At 48.0% G+C, this 15,263-nt stretch carries 9 protein-coding genes and 1 pseudogene; 7 read left to right on the top strand and 3 right to left on the bottom strand.

What is annotated here, in order from left to right; all coding sequences use genetic code 11:
• Positions 1-26 precede the first annotated feature (26 nt).
• On the top strand, positions 27-677 hold the full coding sequence (locus GNX18_RS01445; RefSeq protein ID WP_166215000.1) for a 2-dehydro-3-deoxy-6-phosphogalactonate aldolase: 651 nt from the start codon (positions 27-29) through the stop codon (positions 675-677).
• Between the two features lie 105 nt (positions 678-782).
• Here GNX18_RS01445 and GNX18_RS01440 read toward each other — a convergent pair whose 3' ends face one another.
• A complete protein-coding gene (locus GNX18_RS01440) occupies positions 783-2,585 on the bottom strand; it encodes an acyl-CoA dehydrogenase (protein ID WP_166214998.1) in 1,803 nt (600 codons plus the stop codon).
• A 156-nt stretch (positions 2,586-2,741) separates the two neighbouring features.
• Between GNX18_RS01440 and GNX18_RS01435 the strand changes: the two genes are divergently transcribed.
• Complete coding sequence (locus GNX18_RS01435; protein WP_166214997.1) at positions 2,742-3,575, top strand: helix-turn-helix domain-containing protein; 834 nt, start codon at positions 2,742-2,744, stop codon at positions 3,573-3,575.
• A 130-nt stretch (positions 3,576-3,705) separates the two neighbouring features.
• Here GNX18_RS01435 and GNX18_RS01430 read toward each other — a convergent pair whose 3' ends face one another.
• Together GNX18_RS01430 and GNX18_RS01425 are read right to left on the bottom strand one after the other, a co-directional pair.
• Entirely contained in the window at positions 3,706-5,322 is a 1,617-nt protein-coding gene (locus GNX18_RS01430; protein WP_166214995.1) for a tannase/feruloyl esterase family alpha/beta hydrolase, read from the bottom strand.
• A 124-nt stretch (positions 5,323-5,446) separates the two neighbouring features.
• Positions 5,447-6,733 (bottom strand): glycoside hydrolase family 1 protein, encoded by a 1,287-nt coding sequence (locus tag GNX18_RS01425; RefSeq protein WP_166214993.1) that lies wholly within the window; start codon positions 6,731-6,733, stop codon positions 5,447-5,449.
• 694 nt (positions 6,734-7,427) lie between these two features.
• Here GNX18_RS01425 and GNX18_RS01420 point away from each other — a divergent pair.
• The 5 genes and pseudogenes from GNX18_RS01420 to GNX18_RS19515 all read left to right on the top strand — a co-directional run bounded on the left by GNX18_RS01420 (position 7,428) and on the right by GNX18_RS19515 (position 15,213).
• On the top strand, positions 7,428-9,068 hold the full coding sequence (locus tag GNX18_RS01420; protein WP_166214991.1) for a tannase/feruloyl esterase family alpha/beta hydrolase: 1,641 nt from the start codon (positions 7,428-7,430) through the stop codon (positions 9,066-9,068).
• Between the two features lie 175 nt (positions 9,069-9,243).
• Positions 9,244-10,071, top strand: a complete 828-nt coding sequence (locus tag GNX18_RS01415; protein ID WP_166214989.1) for an alpha/beta hydrolase — start codon at positions 9,244-9,246, stop codon at positions 10,069-10,071.
• 50 nt (positions 10,072-10,121) lie between these two features.
• Positions 10,122-11,735, top strand: a complete 1,614-nt coding sequence (locus tag GNX18_RS01410; RefSeq protein ID WP_166214987.1) for a tannase/feruloyl esterase family alpha/beta hydrolase — start codon at positions 10,122-10,124, stop codon at positions 11,733-11,735.
• A gap of 178 nt (positions 11,736-11,913) precedes the next feature.
• Positions 11,914-14,601 (top strand): annotated as a pseudogene (locus GNX18_RS01405) (glycosyl hydrolase); the annotation flags it as partial.
• A gap of 72 nt (positions 14,602-14,673) precedes the next feature.
• A complete protein-coding gene (locus GNX18_RS19515) occupies positions 14,674-15,213 on the top strand; it encodes a glycosylhydrolase-like jelly roll fold domain-containing protein (protein WP_240914336.1) in 540 nt (179 codons plus the stop codon).
• The last annotated feature ends 50 nt before the right edge of the window (positions 15,214-15,263 follow it).

Below are 15,263 nucleotides of genomic sequence, written 5' to 3'. Positions count from 1 at the left end.
AATCAACCTAAAAAAGAGAGAGAAATATGTTGGTAAAATTGCAGAAAGCACTTTCTTCATGCCCGATCATTGCCATTATTCGCGGAGTAACGCCTGACGACATAGATATGGTGGCAAAGACCCTTCTGGATTCTGGCGTCCGAGCAATTGAAATCCCGCTGAACTCCCCAGTCGAACCACTGAAAAGCATTGAAAGACTGGCCAAGATAATGTCTGATTTTGATGACGTTACGATTTGTGGCGCAGGTACCGTAATCACCGAAGATCAAGTTGATAGTGTGAAGAATGCAGGGGGAGAAATTATCGTCTCGCCAAACTGCGATCCAAAAATAGTAAAAAAGACAATCAAGGAAAATTTGGTTCCAATACCTGGCTGTCTTACACCGACCGAAGTTTTCAGCGCGTTGAATGCTGGTGCAAGTGTTCTTAAAATGTTTCCTGTCGCAGATTTCACGCCCCAATATCTAGAGTCACTAAGTGCTGTGATCCCTCAAGGTATCCTGACCTTAGCGGTAGGGGGAGTAACCGAACACAATATGAAGGATTTCTGGAATGCTGGTGCACGTGGATTTGGCTTAGCCCCCAACATTTATGCCCCAGGAGATTCAGCGGAACAAATTTCTGACAAGGCAGGAATCATGGTTGAGGCGGCAAAGCGCGCCAGCCTATCTAAGTAAGTTAGAGATACTTTAAAGATTCTACTTACAAGTAGAAAGTAGTTGTGCGAGAACAAGTCGATCTCGCACAACTACACACTTATTTATATAAGCTATGACCCAGATCTAGAACCACTCCTGCTTCATGTCAAAGCTTGTACTATCGATATTTTTTACCAACGATGCCCAATGTTTAATCTTTGGCAACTCTGAATGGAAAAAGAATTTCATCGCTTGAATTTTTCCTAAGTAAAAATTCCGATCTTCATCGTGTGGGCCATTTCCAAGCCCAGCATACGCAACGATTCCCTGGCGCAGCCATAACCAAGCGATGACTACATGACCGAACATCTCAAGATAACTTACAGAGTTCGAGAAAACCAAATCTGGGCTAAATTTTTTCTGCGCGACGAACACGGACGAAGTGACTTGATGTATCAAGGACAATGCTTCGCTCAGTTGCTTTGCATAAAGGAATAGGTCAGCATCATTTGTCGACGCAACAGTTTTCTCTATTTCGGCTAGAACTGCATTGTATCCGGAGAAATTATCTGATGGAACTTTACGGCATAGCAGGTCTATCGACTGAATCCCTGTAGTTCCCTCGTGGATTGGGTTAAGTCGATTGTCACGATAAAACATTTCTACGGGGTGTTCGTTAATATAACCATGCCCGCCCAAAACTTGTATCGCAAGATTGTTGGCTTTAACTCCATATTCAGAAGGCCAGCTTTTGATAATTGGCGTAAGGAAGTCGAGTAACGTCTTAGCATGCTCTCGCTCACTCTCGGTCTCTGCTGTCCTCTCGTTATCAGCGAGATAGCTACCATATAGACACAATGCATAGGCACCTTCGGCATAGGCCTTTTGTGTCAGGAGCATTCTACGCACATCTGGGTGCTCAATAATATTCACGACCGGTGAATATGGGTCTCTATTAGACAGTGGACGCCCCTGAGGTCGATCAATGGCATAGGATAGCGAGTATTGAAAACCGGTCAGAGCTGTCAAAGCCGCGTTAGTTCCGACTATTATTCGAGCTTCATTCATCATATGGAACATGTATGAAAGGCCGCGATTTTCTTCTCCGACTAAGTACCCAATCGCACCGCTATTTTCACCAAAGCTTAGTGCAGTAGAGGTATGTCCCCGCCCCCCCATTTTGTGAAACAAGCCAGAAAGTGCGACATCGTTTTTATTCTCGATATCACCACTATCCGCCACCAAATACTTTGGAACAATGAAAAGGGAGATTCCCTTGACACCTTTAGGTGCCCCCTTAACTCTAGCAAGAACCAAATGCACTATATTTTCACTTAGTTCGTGATCACCGCCAGAGATGAAAATTTTGTTCCCGTATATACGATAAGTTCCGTCATCATCTTTTACCGCAGTAGTAGTTATATCAGCGAGACCTGAGCCAGCACCAGGCTCTGTCATTGCCATAGTCCCCATAAACCGCCCTTCCCTCATAGGAACTACCCATTTACTTATCTGCTCCTCAGTTCCATGAGCCTCTATCAAGTTTGCGTTAGCGCTTGTCAATGAGATGTATCCGAGTGTTGTACTCGCGATTGCGGATAGATAAGACTGCGCAGCGTTCGCCACTGTAATTGGTAGCTGCATTCCGCCAGATTCATAATCTAACGTCGATGTAGCCAGACCAGCATCAAACACGGCATCAAGCGCCGGCTTTATCTCCGGAATCAGCTCAACCCGCTCTCCATCGAAATCTGGTTCGTGTGTATCAATAATCTTACGAATAGGAAGAAAATACTTAAATGCCACGGACTTTCCAGTCTCAATTGCGGCATTGAAGGTTTCTCGATTGTGGTCTCGAAAGCGATCTCGGCTCGTCAGGGACTCTATATCAAACAGCTCATACAACATGAACTCAATATCGCGCTGATTGAGAATATTCTCTTCCATTTTCAACCTCAAACTAGGAACTAAAAATCTTTGGATATTTGAAAGTACCCGATATTGTCACTGGAAAGTTTTGGATCAACCATGACCTATTGGGTTAATATTTACATTCTCTACCCAACGTGCAGAAGGCCTTGAGCTCAAAAAATGGAGAGGGCTGTGACTAGTACAAACAACTGTGCTTTCGGAAATTTAACGAGGTTCTGGAGGAATCTTCGAGGTATTACTCAAGAAGAACTTGCACTTAGCTTAGGATTTTCCACACGTCATATTAGCTTTGTCGAAACAGGGAAATCACAGCCAAGCGAAGAGCTTGTCGATGCATTCGCCACAAAATTGAAGCTAGGTGAACGGGATAGGTGCTACTTGAGGCTATCGGCAGGGTACCTTTCCAAAGGTCAAGAAGTGGATTTTCACTCGCCAACTTATAAATGGCTTCGAAATGCTATGCTTCTATCTTTACAAGCAATGGACCCACACCCATCTGCCCTGATGGATCGGTATGGAAACCTTCTGATGGTTAATAGAAGCTGGGTGATTTTCCACCAGGATGTTTTACCAAAAAATACGCTTGGAAAAGTTCGTAATCATTATGAACTACTATTCACCAGGCCCCGTTCCAGCCACACCTCCACCCAATGGCAAAACACACTAGCCATGATATTAATGTCCATACAGCAAGAGGCATTGTTAACGAACGACCCAGTATATTATGCAATGGTTCGCGACCTGACAAATCTACCAAACGCACCTCAGGATTGGCAGAAAGCGGCTTCCGATCAAGAGCCGATGACCAGTTACCGTGTGGAACTAGAATACAAAGGTCGAGTTCGAAGCTACTACTCAGTCAATCTTATGGTTGGCGCACTTGGGCCAGCGTCTTTCACGTCCGCTCCCCAGCTATCGATCAATACTCTCTACCCTGCAGGCGAGAACGAAGGCTTCGACACTGAGAATCTAGCGCAGGCAGTTCACCCGCTGCTATTCTTCTAACCATTCAATATTCCCAGAATTTACCAGAGATAATCGCTCTTCACCGTGGAAATATTCGTATTTTAATTGGATCGATGCCTTGTTTCTCTGCCAACTACAGACACTAGAAACAAGGCATACAAGTATCTACTTATCTGGCAGCTGAACTTTCGACATTCCCTACCATTCCGCAGGAATAACTACCCGCATCACTAGTATCTCCCTCGTTGTCATAGATTGCCACCTCAGGCCAAGGGCATAAAGGATGTGTGCTGATCACCTCGACGTCTGGCCGAACCAAGCCGAAGAATGACGGCGGATCGGTCTCCAATGCGATGACTCGCTCGGGAGACTGCCCATTTTCGACCCAATCAACTAAATGATCAAACATATCGAAGCTAGTCGCACCAACACCTCCAGCACAGTGCATCATTCCAGGCACCATAAATAACTTTACATGGTCGCGTGCTTTTTCTCCCACGGAGTGATGGATAGCGTCAAAGTAGTTTACAGACGCTTCTGCCGGAATACCTGCATCGTTCCATCCATGGTAAAGAATCAGCTTTCCATCGCTCGCAAAAAACTCGCTAAGATCAGGGTCATCCGCGTCTAGAATTGGTCCCATCTTTTCCAGTGCTGCGGAGTAATCCTTGTCTACATCAAAACGACTAATATCCCAATCAGGATCTTTGTAGACACCCCAACGAAAAAGCTCTGCAGCAATTGGGACGTTCCCCATCACCCACTCGTCCCAATTACTCCCCAGGGATTCACCGCCTGCGGTCAACCCCGGATATACTTTTCTGCCATTACTCAATCTAGGTCCGTCGTACAACTTCTTCAAAGCTGTTACTTCGTTTTCAAGCAGGCAATCATCTCCTTCACCACTGTTACAGAGAAGATCAACCGGATCGAAATCACACTGCATGGGGTTCTCGATAACCCCATCTATTACTCCATCGTTACTATCACACCGCTCTAGGACCGCGCTAGATACTAAATTCAGCTTATCTTTAAGCCCAGGTGCAGTTAATGCAGTTTGCTGAGTCCAAGCAAAGCTAACAGCCAACTTGGAATAGGCTGCTGCGGGAGCACCAGCAATCACCCCGTCGTACGCCTCTGGAAGACGCTGAGCGAGCATCAAGCCGTCTCTACCGCCGTTAGAACACCCCATAAAGTAAGATCTACTTACAGAATCTCCGTAATACCTAGAGATTAAATCCTTAGCGAACATAGTTCCGACTTCATTTGCGCGATAGGCATAGTCAATCAACTGATGGTCGGATTCGTAGGCGTATTTAAACGTTTCCACATCTTCCGGGTGCCCCGCATCTGTAACCAAGCCTGCGAAGCCTTTTTTTAGCGGTGCGTTAAGCGTCATACTTGCGCCTGAAAGGCCACCATTGAACCCCGCGCCCCCAGCACCAATCATTTTTCCATTCCAATTTTGCGGCAACCAAACTTCGGCAGTAATTTCAGACCCGGGTTCAGGGCGAAGTTTAGCGGTTACGCGGCAAAAATTGGCGGAAGCACGCATTTCAGGAAACCCCGGAGCTGCGAACTTAAGGAATACCCGTTTAAATAGTCCTACAAAAGCATCCCCTTTATTCACCAACTCCGCTTTTTCGATCTCGCCGAAGCTCGTTGATTCCCCAACCAAGGTATTACAACTGTCATAATCAGATCGATTTGCTACTGAATTACACGCGGATAATACGCCACAGCATGCTATCGCAAATATACGTAAGGTATTGTTTACTTTATTCATTGTTAAATACCTATTTTTATCATGGAATATATCGAACACTTTAGTTAACTCGAGTGACGAGTTGGCCCCCCTCCATTATCACAGGAGTAGGCAATCAAATACGCCACTTTGCTTTTCTACATCGTCAACCAATACCAACCGGTGAGCTTTCCTGGTCAGGAGACATCTTTGTTGCTTTAACAGATTCAACGACCGGCGCCACTAAAGAGTTGTTTTGAGCGATGCTGCCAAGAACAAGGGCCGAGGGTTTAATTCTTCTCAATTGTGTCTCTCGGTCTACGCCGATAAGGCCGAACTTTGGCTCATAGCCGGACATCCATTCGTAGTTGTCGAATAGTGTCCAATACAAATACCCCCGAATGTCTACTCCTTCCTGAATTGCCTCATGCACCCCCGCTAGTGCCTCCCGAATAAACTCGGATCGCCGAGAATCATCGTAACCAGCCCAGCCATTCTCGGTAACGATAATCGGCGCTCCCGTTTTCACGAAGACATATCGACACGTATTAGCAAGAGCTTGCGGATAATCTTCCCAGCCGATCATTGTTCGGGGTTTACCTTCTGCGCCGGTAGCAGTTCCATCTTTTCTTGCAATTAGGCGGGTATAGGTTTGAACGCCGATAAAATCATCATTCTTTAAAGCGTCGAGGCACTCGTCGTAGAACTGTGCGTTTCGCTCGTCACGGAACGCTTCAGCTCCCGGCTCAGCTTGTTCATCCTGAATAGATAGGGTTGCACCAACCTGGCAGCTCGGGTGATGCGCTTTAATTGCGTCTCGAGCCAGGGCGTGAGCTTTGAGGCCTTGCTTCAAAATGGCCTCTCGTGGGGAAAAAAGGAAGAAACTGTCGAGGCTTGAACCCAATGCAGTCTCCGCAGCCGTTTTTAACTCGTTATTTATAGCTGATACTAGTTTTTCGCGCATGAATAGCGGCAAGTTCAGCTCATTGATAGTACAAGCATGCTGGAAGCCACTCAGCTCACGAGCTGCCTTGTCACAAAATCGAGCAAACCTCTCGGGGAACTTCGCGTTTACTAGCCCGCCATCGCGAGCAACCCAAATTGGTGAGGTGAAATGATGAAACGTAGGAATTGGCTGTACTCCACGCTCCAGGCAAGCATTTATACAGCGCTGGTAATGATCAATGGCAGCCTGAGAGAACACTCCCTCTTCCGGCTCGACTCGCGCCCACTCGACCGAGAATCGGTACGCCTTAAGACCAAGCGCAGCCAATAGTGCCACATCATCCGAAAACCGATTCCAATGATCGATAGCATCTCCAGAAGGCTCACGAAAGATTGATGGAACAGCCCTCTCCAGTGCCCAGGCATCAGAATTGCAGTTGCCCCCTTCCACTTGGTGGGCCGCTGTGGCTGCGCCCCAGACGAAACCTTTAGGAAAATTGCTCGCCATCGTATAGCACCTCTTAATCATCACTTATTTTTCTTTGATTCAAGCCCAACATCAGGCCTGGCCATGTAGCGGCAGAGCCCAATCTGGTACAAGGCTCCAATACTTCATTTCCACCGAATCACCAAGGCTGCGACCTTTTGGACTGATCGCTATCATGACATGGTCACTCACAACCCCGTCAGCGTCAATCATTTTCAGTCATAAAGGCTGTAATCCCGACCCCTATCAATGGATCTCACACGAGTCAACAGATACACAGTTTTAGATCACAAGGTCGGAAATACAACAGTAAACAGCAAGTTTTCGGTGAAAATTACCTCACATTGCCGATTAATCACACTCAAAACTGATTGCCGCAATATGATTGCCCGTGATTCCTTTTGATCGTAGAATGAAGAATACCTACCGATCAAGGCAAGCATCTCAAGCCATGGTAGCCAAAGGCCCCTCGCCGGGGCCCAAATAAGAATATATCGGGTGCTTAGTAGCGTGAGAGACAAGAAGATATCCATGCAACCAGCGTGCATACCATCAGTCACCTGTCAAAAGAACGCACTTCTACTCGCTATTTGCGTACAGCGGTTTAACTAGACAATCGATTTAGGTCCATCCAAATCGCTGTGCCAACTTCAGATCAGACCAACCAGTCACTGACTGCCCAAATTACAAACAATAACCATTAACAGGTGGAGCCATGCTGAAACTCAAATCCTTATCGCAGACATTAGTCGTTACTAGCTGTCTCGCGGCATGTACCCCGTCGGGCGAAAACCCAATCCGCCCAACTGTATCAATTACTGAAAATAACGCAGTTGCAGCCGTTGATGGCCTCGGACGCTGTGAATCTCTCACAGCAGCGTCCATGGATAGTGGAACGGTTGTAGAAACAGAGTTTGTGGATGCTGGCGATGAGTTGTTCAACTTCTTCCAGCGGACAATGATCGGCTTTTTCGTGCCTGACTTTGCCGGCTTGCAGGCTCCCCTTGGGTTCTGCAGAGCTACCGCCAAATTACGACCAGTCAGCGGATCGGAAATAACGGTAGAAGCCTGGTTGCCTCAATACTGGAATGGCAAACTCTTGGCGCTCGGCGGCGGTGGATTGAATGGTGGTCTGACGGCAACGGCACCAATGATGATGGCCTCCCCTCTTGGCAGGGGATACACAACTTTTGTCACTGATGCAGGCCATGAGGAAAGTGATTCGGCTAAGTTTGCCTATGATAACCCCGAGCAACTGATAGATTTTGCGCACCGCGCCAACCATGTCGCGGCGAAATTTTCTAAAGAACTTGTCAACATTTACTACGAGGCGGAAGCAGAAAAGGCTTACTTTCACGGATGCTCCAACGGCGGTCGAGATGCCCTCATGGAGGCATCGAGATACCCCGATGACTACGATGGAATTATTGCAGGGGCCCCTGCATCCTCATGGATCCAGTTAACCTCCACATTTTCCTGGCTAGAGAAATCCGTTTTAACTAGCCCAGAAACCGATAATCTGGAAGAAAAGCTGGCGCTTGTGCAAAGTGCCGTAATGGAAAAATGTGACGCTAACGACGGGCTTGTGGATAACCTGATTCAGAACCCGGCAAAGTGTGACTTCGAACCGATAGAGCTCCAATGCACGAGTGGTAATTCAAAAAATTGCCTTACGGCAATGGAAGTTGAAGCACTGAATAAAATTTACCGGGGCCCCGTTTTCAAAGATGGAACCTCCCTGTACCCGGGCTTCGCGAAGGGTGGAGAAGCTCTTGAGAACAACTGGGATCTTTGGATCACCAAAGAAGACGGTCCGGGCATGCACATGAGCGAGGAGTTCATGAAGTGGGCCGTACATAAAGACCCAGAATGGGATGTAAGTAAATTCAACCTGGATACCGATCACAAGAAGTTGAAGAAGATTCAAGATGTATTCAATTCAGACAAACCTGACCTTTCTCCTTTCATGAGTAAAGGCGGAAAACTGCTGATATATCACGGGTGGAATGATGCAGCCATTTCCCCACAAGCCACTATCAATTACTACAACAAGGTCAAGGAAGTCTCTGGTCCCAACGCAATACAGAATACACGCCTGTTTATGATTCCCGGTATGCAGCATTGTTTCGGAGGTGATGCACCTACTTCATTCGACTCCCTTACGGCGCTAGAAAATTGGGTTGAACATGATCAGGCTCCAGAGGAGATGATTGCCTCTCAGTATGAGACCACACAGATAATTCCCATTCCCGGGAAAAAGGTGGTAAGGACGAGACCACTTTGCACCTGGCCCAAAATTGCAACATATGACGGTAGCGGCCCGGAGGATGAAGCCACTAGCTTCCAGTGTAAATAAGCCAATAATTGGCGGATTTTTCACAAATTTGAAATCCGCCAATTTCTATCTTAGATAGCATCGGCTTAAATCGGATCCAAGAGATAATATATTTACATTAAATATTAAGATGAAATCTACATTTACGTTGACACTAGTATATCTAATGCTGCTCGCGGCGCCCTCAGGCTCTGCATTGGCAATTGAATCCCACCAGCAGACGATAGAAATTTGGCCAAATGAAGCATTGGCTTTAGAAGCTAGAAAAGATAAGGAATCAACAACTACTGTAGTGTTACCCGCGGGAAATGTCATTCTAAAGAGAAATGTATCAATACCAACGCTAACCGTTTTCCCCGCACTAAAAAAGAATAATGAAAAAACCGCGATACTTGTTCTCCCTGGTGGTGCGTTTGGCGCATTAGCATGGGATGTAGAGGGAACTGAAATTGCTCAATGGCTTTCTGAAAGGGGAATTACTGCATTTCTGCTGAAGTATCGAGTCAAAGATTGGGCAGAATCAGATGCGGGTGAAGCACCAAAGTCTCTAGATGACCTTAAAAGAATCCTCGAACCTGGTCGAAAACTTGCTGTCGCCGATGCCACACAGGCCATTAAGGTTCTTCGAGAAAAATCCGACGCGCTAAATATAAACAAAAACAAAATTGGAATGATTGGATTCTCTGCTGGTGCGGTTACAACTATGGGCGTCTTACTTGAATCACCACGCGAAAACCAACCAAATTTCGCGGCACCTATTTATGGGATGACGATGAGCCGGGGGGTTCCAGAAGAAGATGCACCTCCAATTTTTATCGTGGCAGCTCAGGATGACTCAACAATTCCAGCACAGAGTAGTATTGAGATATTCACACTTTGGAATGAAATAGATCGATCCGCCGAACTTCATATGTATGAACTTGGCGGTCACGGCTTTGGGATGCGTCCCCAGGGTAAGCCTATCGATTCCTGGCCACAGGCATTTGAAAGCTGGCTGCGATCTAAAGGATTGATTCAGACCTGAATGTGCAAGATCTCCAAATATATAAATATAAGTTTTTGAGGTTGAATATAATGAAAAAGAATGACTCCAATACACCTGACTCCAAAATACTCCTTTCTCTATATGGAGCTGTTCTCGCAATTTCGACATTCTCACTACCAGTAGCCGCTGACAGCAGAGGCGATTCTCCTCTAAACTTCAAAGACCAATGTACTAGCTATGAGGGTAAGAAAATTGCTGGTGCTACTATTCAATCCGCATATCCTGTTGAGGAAGGCGACAAAATAAAGCGGATTTTTCTTATTAAAAAAATTGTCGCACCACTTGATCTATGCCGCGTTCAAGCAACCACAACTGACGGATCTGACATAAAAATTGAAATGTGGCTCCCTGAAGAGTGGAATGGAAAGTTTCTTGGTCAGGGCGGTGGTGGGATCAACGGTGGACTCAACAATACGGAATCAGACCTGGTCAAGGCGGTTGAAAAAGGGTATGCGGGAGTCACCAGTAACCTTGGTCATGACGGATCACTATTTTCGCCTGGTAAATGGGCAAATGGGAGTATGGATAAGGTTATCGATTTTGGACACAGAGCAAACCACGTTGTTGCAAATTTCGGAAAATCAGTTGTTTCGGACTTTTACGGGCGAGCCCCAAGTCGAAGCTATTTCCAAGGTTGCTCTGGTGGCGGTAGAGAAGCGCTCATGGCAGCACAGAAATACCCTAACGACTACGATGGAATTATTGCCGGTGCCCCCGCTGGTGATATGAGCTCCCTATTTTCTGCGGGCCTCTGGAATGCAACACGTTCACACCGCTTTCCTGAAACTGATAGCTTCACAGATAAGATTGAGGCACTTAATGCTGCTGTACTGCAACATTGCGATGAAATTGATGGTGTAAAAGACGGTATAGTTTCTCACCCTCCTGCCTGTAATTTCGACCTCGAGTCTATTCGTTGCACCTCAGGGAAGGATACGGATGAATGCCTCACAGAAGCCGAGGTTGCTGCCGCTAAAGAATTGTATGCCGGTGCGAAACTTGGTTCTGAAGAAATTCCCTTTCCAGGCCTGCCCAAAGGAAGCGAACTTGGCTGGAGTAGCTTCATTACTCCAGGAGGAATCGGGGCTAAAAGGCTAGCTATTCCGTATTTTCGGTGGTTCGTCGCGGGAGATTCGGATTGGTCGATTCAAGAGTTCGATGTAAAGAGTGACTATGACGAGGCTAAAGCCAAATTAGGCGATATCATTGATGCGACCAATCCAGATCTTAGTGGATTTATCGCACGCCAGGGAAAGCTTCTGATAACACATGGCTGGGAAGACCCGGCAATACCTGCAGGTGCTTCTATCCGCTATTTTTCAAGTCTTCAATCTGAAATGGGCCAAGCGGTAGATGATAGTGTCCGCTTATATTTGATGCCTGGTGTCGGACACTGTGGCGGCGGTCCCGGCCCTAGTACATTCGACGCCCTGGACGTAATAGATAAATGGGTAGAAGAAGACACAGCTCCTGAAAAAATCGTCGTAAGCAAATTTTCCGATGATGCCGCCGAGGGCAAGGCTGTTTTCAGTCGCCCAATTTGCCCCTGGCCGCAGATCGCTAAATACGATGGACATGGAGATGCGAGCTTAGAAACAAGCTTTGTATGCACATCTGATGTTACCGATGCTAGCGTCCAATAACTATTTATGATTGAACCCGTCTCCAGTATCGCCACTGGAAGTGATCCAATCCTAGCTTTTACCAGCGTGCATTTAACTGATCTTTCTCTGTAAGTCGTAATGCCATGAAAAATTTGGGTATATCATTTTGTCAGAAAATACTCCCGTAAACACTCAGGTTAGACCTACCCATAAACGTATGCATAAACTGGCTAATCTTGTGCCAGTATTACTCGCGCTGGTTCATTCAGGATGTGAATACGGCGTAACCGTTGCAGAAGAACCAGCGGAGCTCCTTTCCGTACAAAACCTTCATACAGAGTTCACTACTCCCCCCACTTCCGCATTTCCACGCGTGTGGTGGCACTGGATGGATGGGAATGTCACCAAGGAAGGTATCTCGAAAGATCTGAATTGGATGAAGCGTGTCGGAATTGGTGGAATGCAATATTTTGACGGATCGCTGGAGACTCCCCAGATTGTCGAGACACGAGTCCCTTTCCGCAGCGAAGCGTGGCGCTCTGCAATTCGCCACGCTGTCATTGAGGCGGAAGCTGCCAACCTTGAGTTTACTATCGCAAGCTCTCCTGGCTGGAGCGAGACGGGTGGCCCCTGGGTTCCCCCCGAACAGGCAATGAAGAAGTTGACATGGAGCGAAGTTGAAATCCATGGGGGCCAGCCTCTATCGCTGTCGTTACCAACTCCTCCCACCACGACAGGACCATTCTTGGATATTCCAGGTGGTGGCGCTGAGCCTTCTAAGGCTCCACCACCCGACCTTCCACAACTGTATCGTGACAGCCGAGTCATTGCGTACCGTATTCCGGCGGCTGATCAGAGTTTCGAAGCGAAGATCACCTCCTCAAGCCCTCTTGATGTACCTCTGTTGACGGATGGCGGGCGAACCAATTTTCAAAAGCTAGAAATTGAGCCCGAGCAATTAGGCTGGGTTGATTTTCAGTATTCAAAGCCCGTAACAATGCGTGCAGTGGAGCTGGTTTTAGAACCCGGACAACGCATAGGCCCAATTTACCCTTCGTGGCCTTTAGGTCGAATTGAGGCAAGTGATGATGGACGCAATTATCGGAATGTTGCCGATCTCCCAGAACGCGGCGCTCCACAGCAGACGGTTTCTTTTCCTGCGACCACCGCACAGCACTTTCGTTTAGCACTTGAGCCACGATTCAGTCCATTTCCAGTAAAAGCGTTCGCTCCTCCTGAAAAGCTGGTAGCTGAACATGAGATTGCCAGGATCAAGTTTATCCCAGAAGCCCGCGTCAACCGATTTGAAGACAAGGCCGGGTGGTCCACGATCCCAGGCCTGAGCGAGGTGGAGACACCGCCGGCCGATAACGATGCAGTCGTTCATACTAAAAACGTATTGGATATCAGCGACAAAATGGATGCTAACGGCACCCTCCACTGGACACCCCCGGAGGGGCGGTGGCGCATTTTGAGGTTGGGATGGTCGCTCACCGGAAAGCTCAATAACCCAGCCTCGGAAGAAGGCACCGGACTAGAGGTTGACAAGCTCAACCAAGAACACGTCAAGGCATACATGGACACCTATCTCGGTATCTACGAGCAAGCGGTCGGCCGCAGCAATATGGGTAGCCAAGGCATCCGTTACATGCTCAACGATAGCTACGAAGCCATGGCCGCTAACTGGACCGATGACATACTGGCAGAGTTTGAACGCCGCCGGGGCTACAACCCCACGCCATGGCTACCAGTGTTAACTGGACGGATTGTTGATAATGCCGAAGACAGTGATCGCTTTCTCTGGGATTACCGGCGCACGCTCGCCGACCTCATCGCCGAAGAACACTACGGAACCATCTCAGAAGAGCTTCGCGCCCGCGGTATGGGACGATATGGTGAATCCCATGAAGCTTTACGAGCATTCATAGGTGACGGTATGGAAGTGAAGAAGTCTGCCGACGTCCCAATGGGGGCCGCTTGGGCGAGATCCAATTTACCGAAACTGCTTCCGGACTTACGGGAATCGGCGTCAGTGTCTCACCTCTACGGGCAAAACATTGTCGCAGCCGAGTCATTTACTTGACTCTTTCCGGCCTACGGTTTTGACCCCGCACGGCTAAAGCCGATCGCGGATAAAATGATGGCGAATGGCGTTAATCGGTTCGTCATCCATACCTCTGCACATCAACCTGACGATTCTTCAGGACCGGGTATTGGATTGGGAGCTGTGGGCCAGTGGTTTACTCGCAAAGAAACCTGGGCCGAAATGGCCCGCCCATGGATGGAATACCTAGCACGATCAAGCTACCTGCTCCAGCAAGGCCGCTTTGTAGCCGACATCGCCTGGTTTTATGGCGAGGACGATAACATTACCGCCCTTTACGACGATCAACCTCCCTCCATTCCCGGCGGCTACGCATTCGATTTTGTCAACGCGGATGTGATCCGGACACTATTGCGAATGAAAGACGAATACCTAGTATCTCCAAGCGGTGCGAAGTACCGTCTACTCGCCATCGACCCAAATGTGCGCAGAATCACTCTGCCAACACTACGCAGACTAGATGCACTTTCAAAGGCTGGCTTGATCATTGCCGGGCCAAAGCCCTCACACTCGCCAAGTCTCGCTGATGATATATCCGAATTCTCCTCGCTCGCTGATGCGGTGTGGAGCCGTACAGACCGGACCTACCTGACCGTAGAAGCCGCAATTTCAGCGCTACAACTTGAACCAGATGTCGAGACCGAAGGTGAGTCTCTATCGTTCGTTCACCGCAAACTGCCAAACGGCGACCTCTACTACATCGCGAACCTCAGTAATAAGGATATCGATTCATTGGTATCATTCAGGACCAGTGGAAAGGCACCTGAAATCTGGCGGGCTGACGACGCCACCGTAACGCCGATAAGCTACAACGCCGTTGGTGGCCGTACTGCCATTCCGCTGACACTCTCCGCGAACGACGCAGTCTTCGTCGTGTTCCAGAAGCCTTCCAGTACAACTACCTTTCACACACCACCAACCAGCTTTACGCCACTTCAGTCGGTGACCGGACCTTGGAAAGTCAGCTTCCCGCCCGATCGGGGCGCTCCAAGCACTGTAACCTTTGATCAGCTGCATTCTTGGACTGAGAACGAGTCATCAGGGGTTCGCTACTTCTCTGGCGCGGCGCGGTATAGTAAAACTATCGCAATTACCGACATAGAGAGTGAAAAGCGCCTCCTGCTTGATCTCGGAAAAGTAGCGAATATCGCGGAAGTAAGTGTGAACGGACACTCTGCAGGTGTTGCCTGGAAGGCTCCGTACCGTGTAGATATTACTGACTTTGTGCATGAGGGCAGCAACCAGATTGATATCTCCGTTGCAAACCTTTGGCCTAATCGCCTTATAGGGGATCGTCAACCCGATGCTGAACGTCAATACGCGCAGGCTGCGTACAACCCATTTAATAAAGACAGTCCGCTACAACAGTCTGGCCTACTGGGTCCCGTCCGCCTGCTGACAGCCCCGCGGTAGCGGTTGCCAGATTCAGTATTCCTTTATAAACCTACTCTGCACGATACGGG

This window comes from Microbulbifer sp. SH-1, from assembly GCF_011326135.1.
In the GTDB taxonomy this organism is placed as follows: domain Bacteria; phylum Pseudomonadota; class Gammaproteobacteria; order Pseudomonadales; family Cellvibrionaceae; genus Microbulbifer; species Microbulbifer harenosus.
Note: the sequence above shows the minus strand (reverse complement) of the source record. Positions and strands in the feature narration are given on the sequence as shown.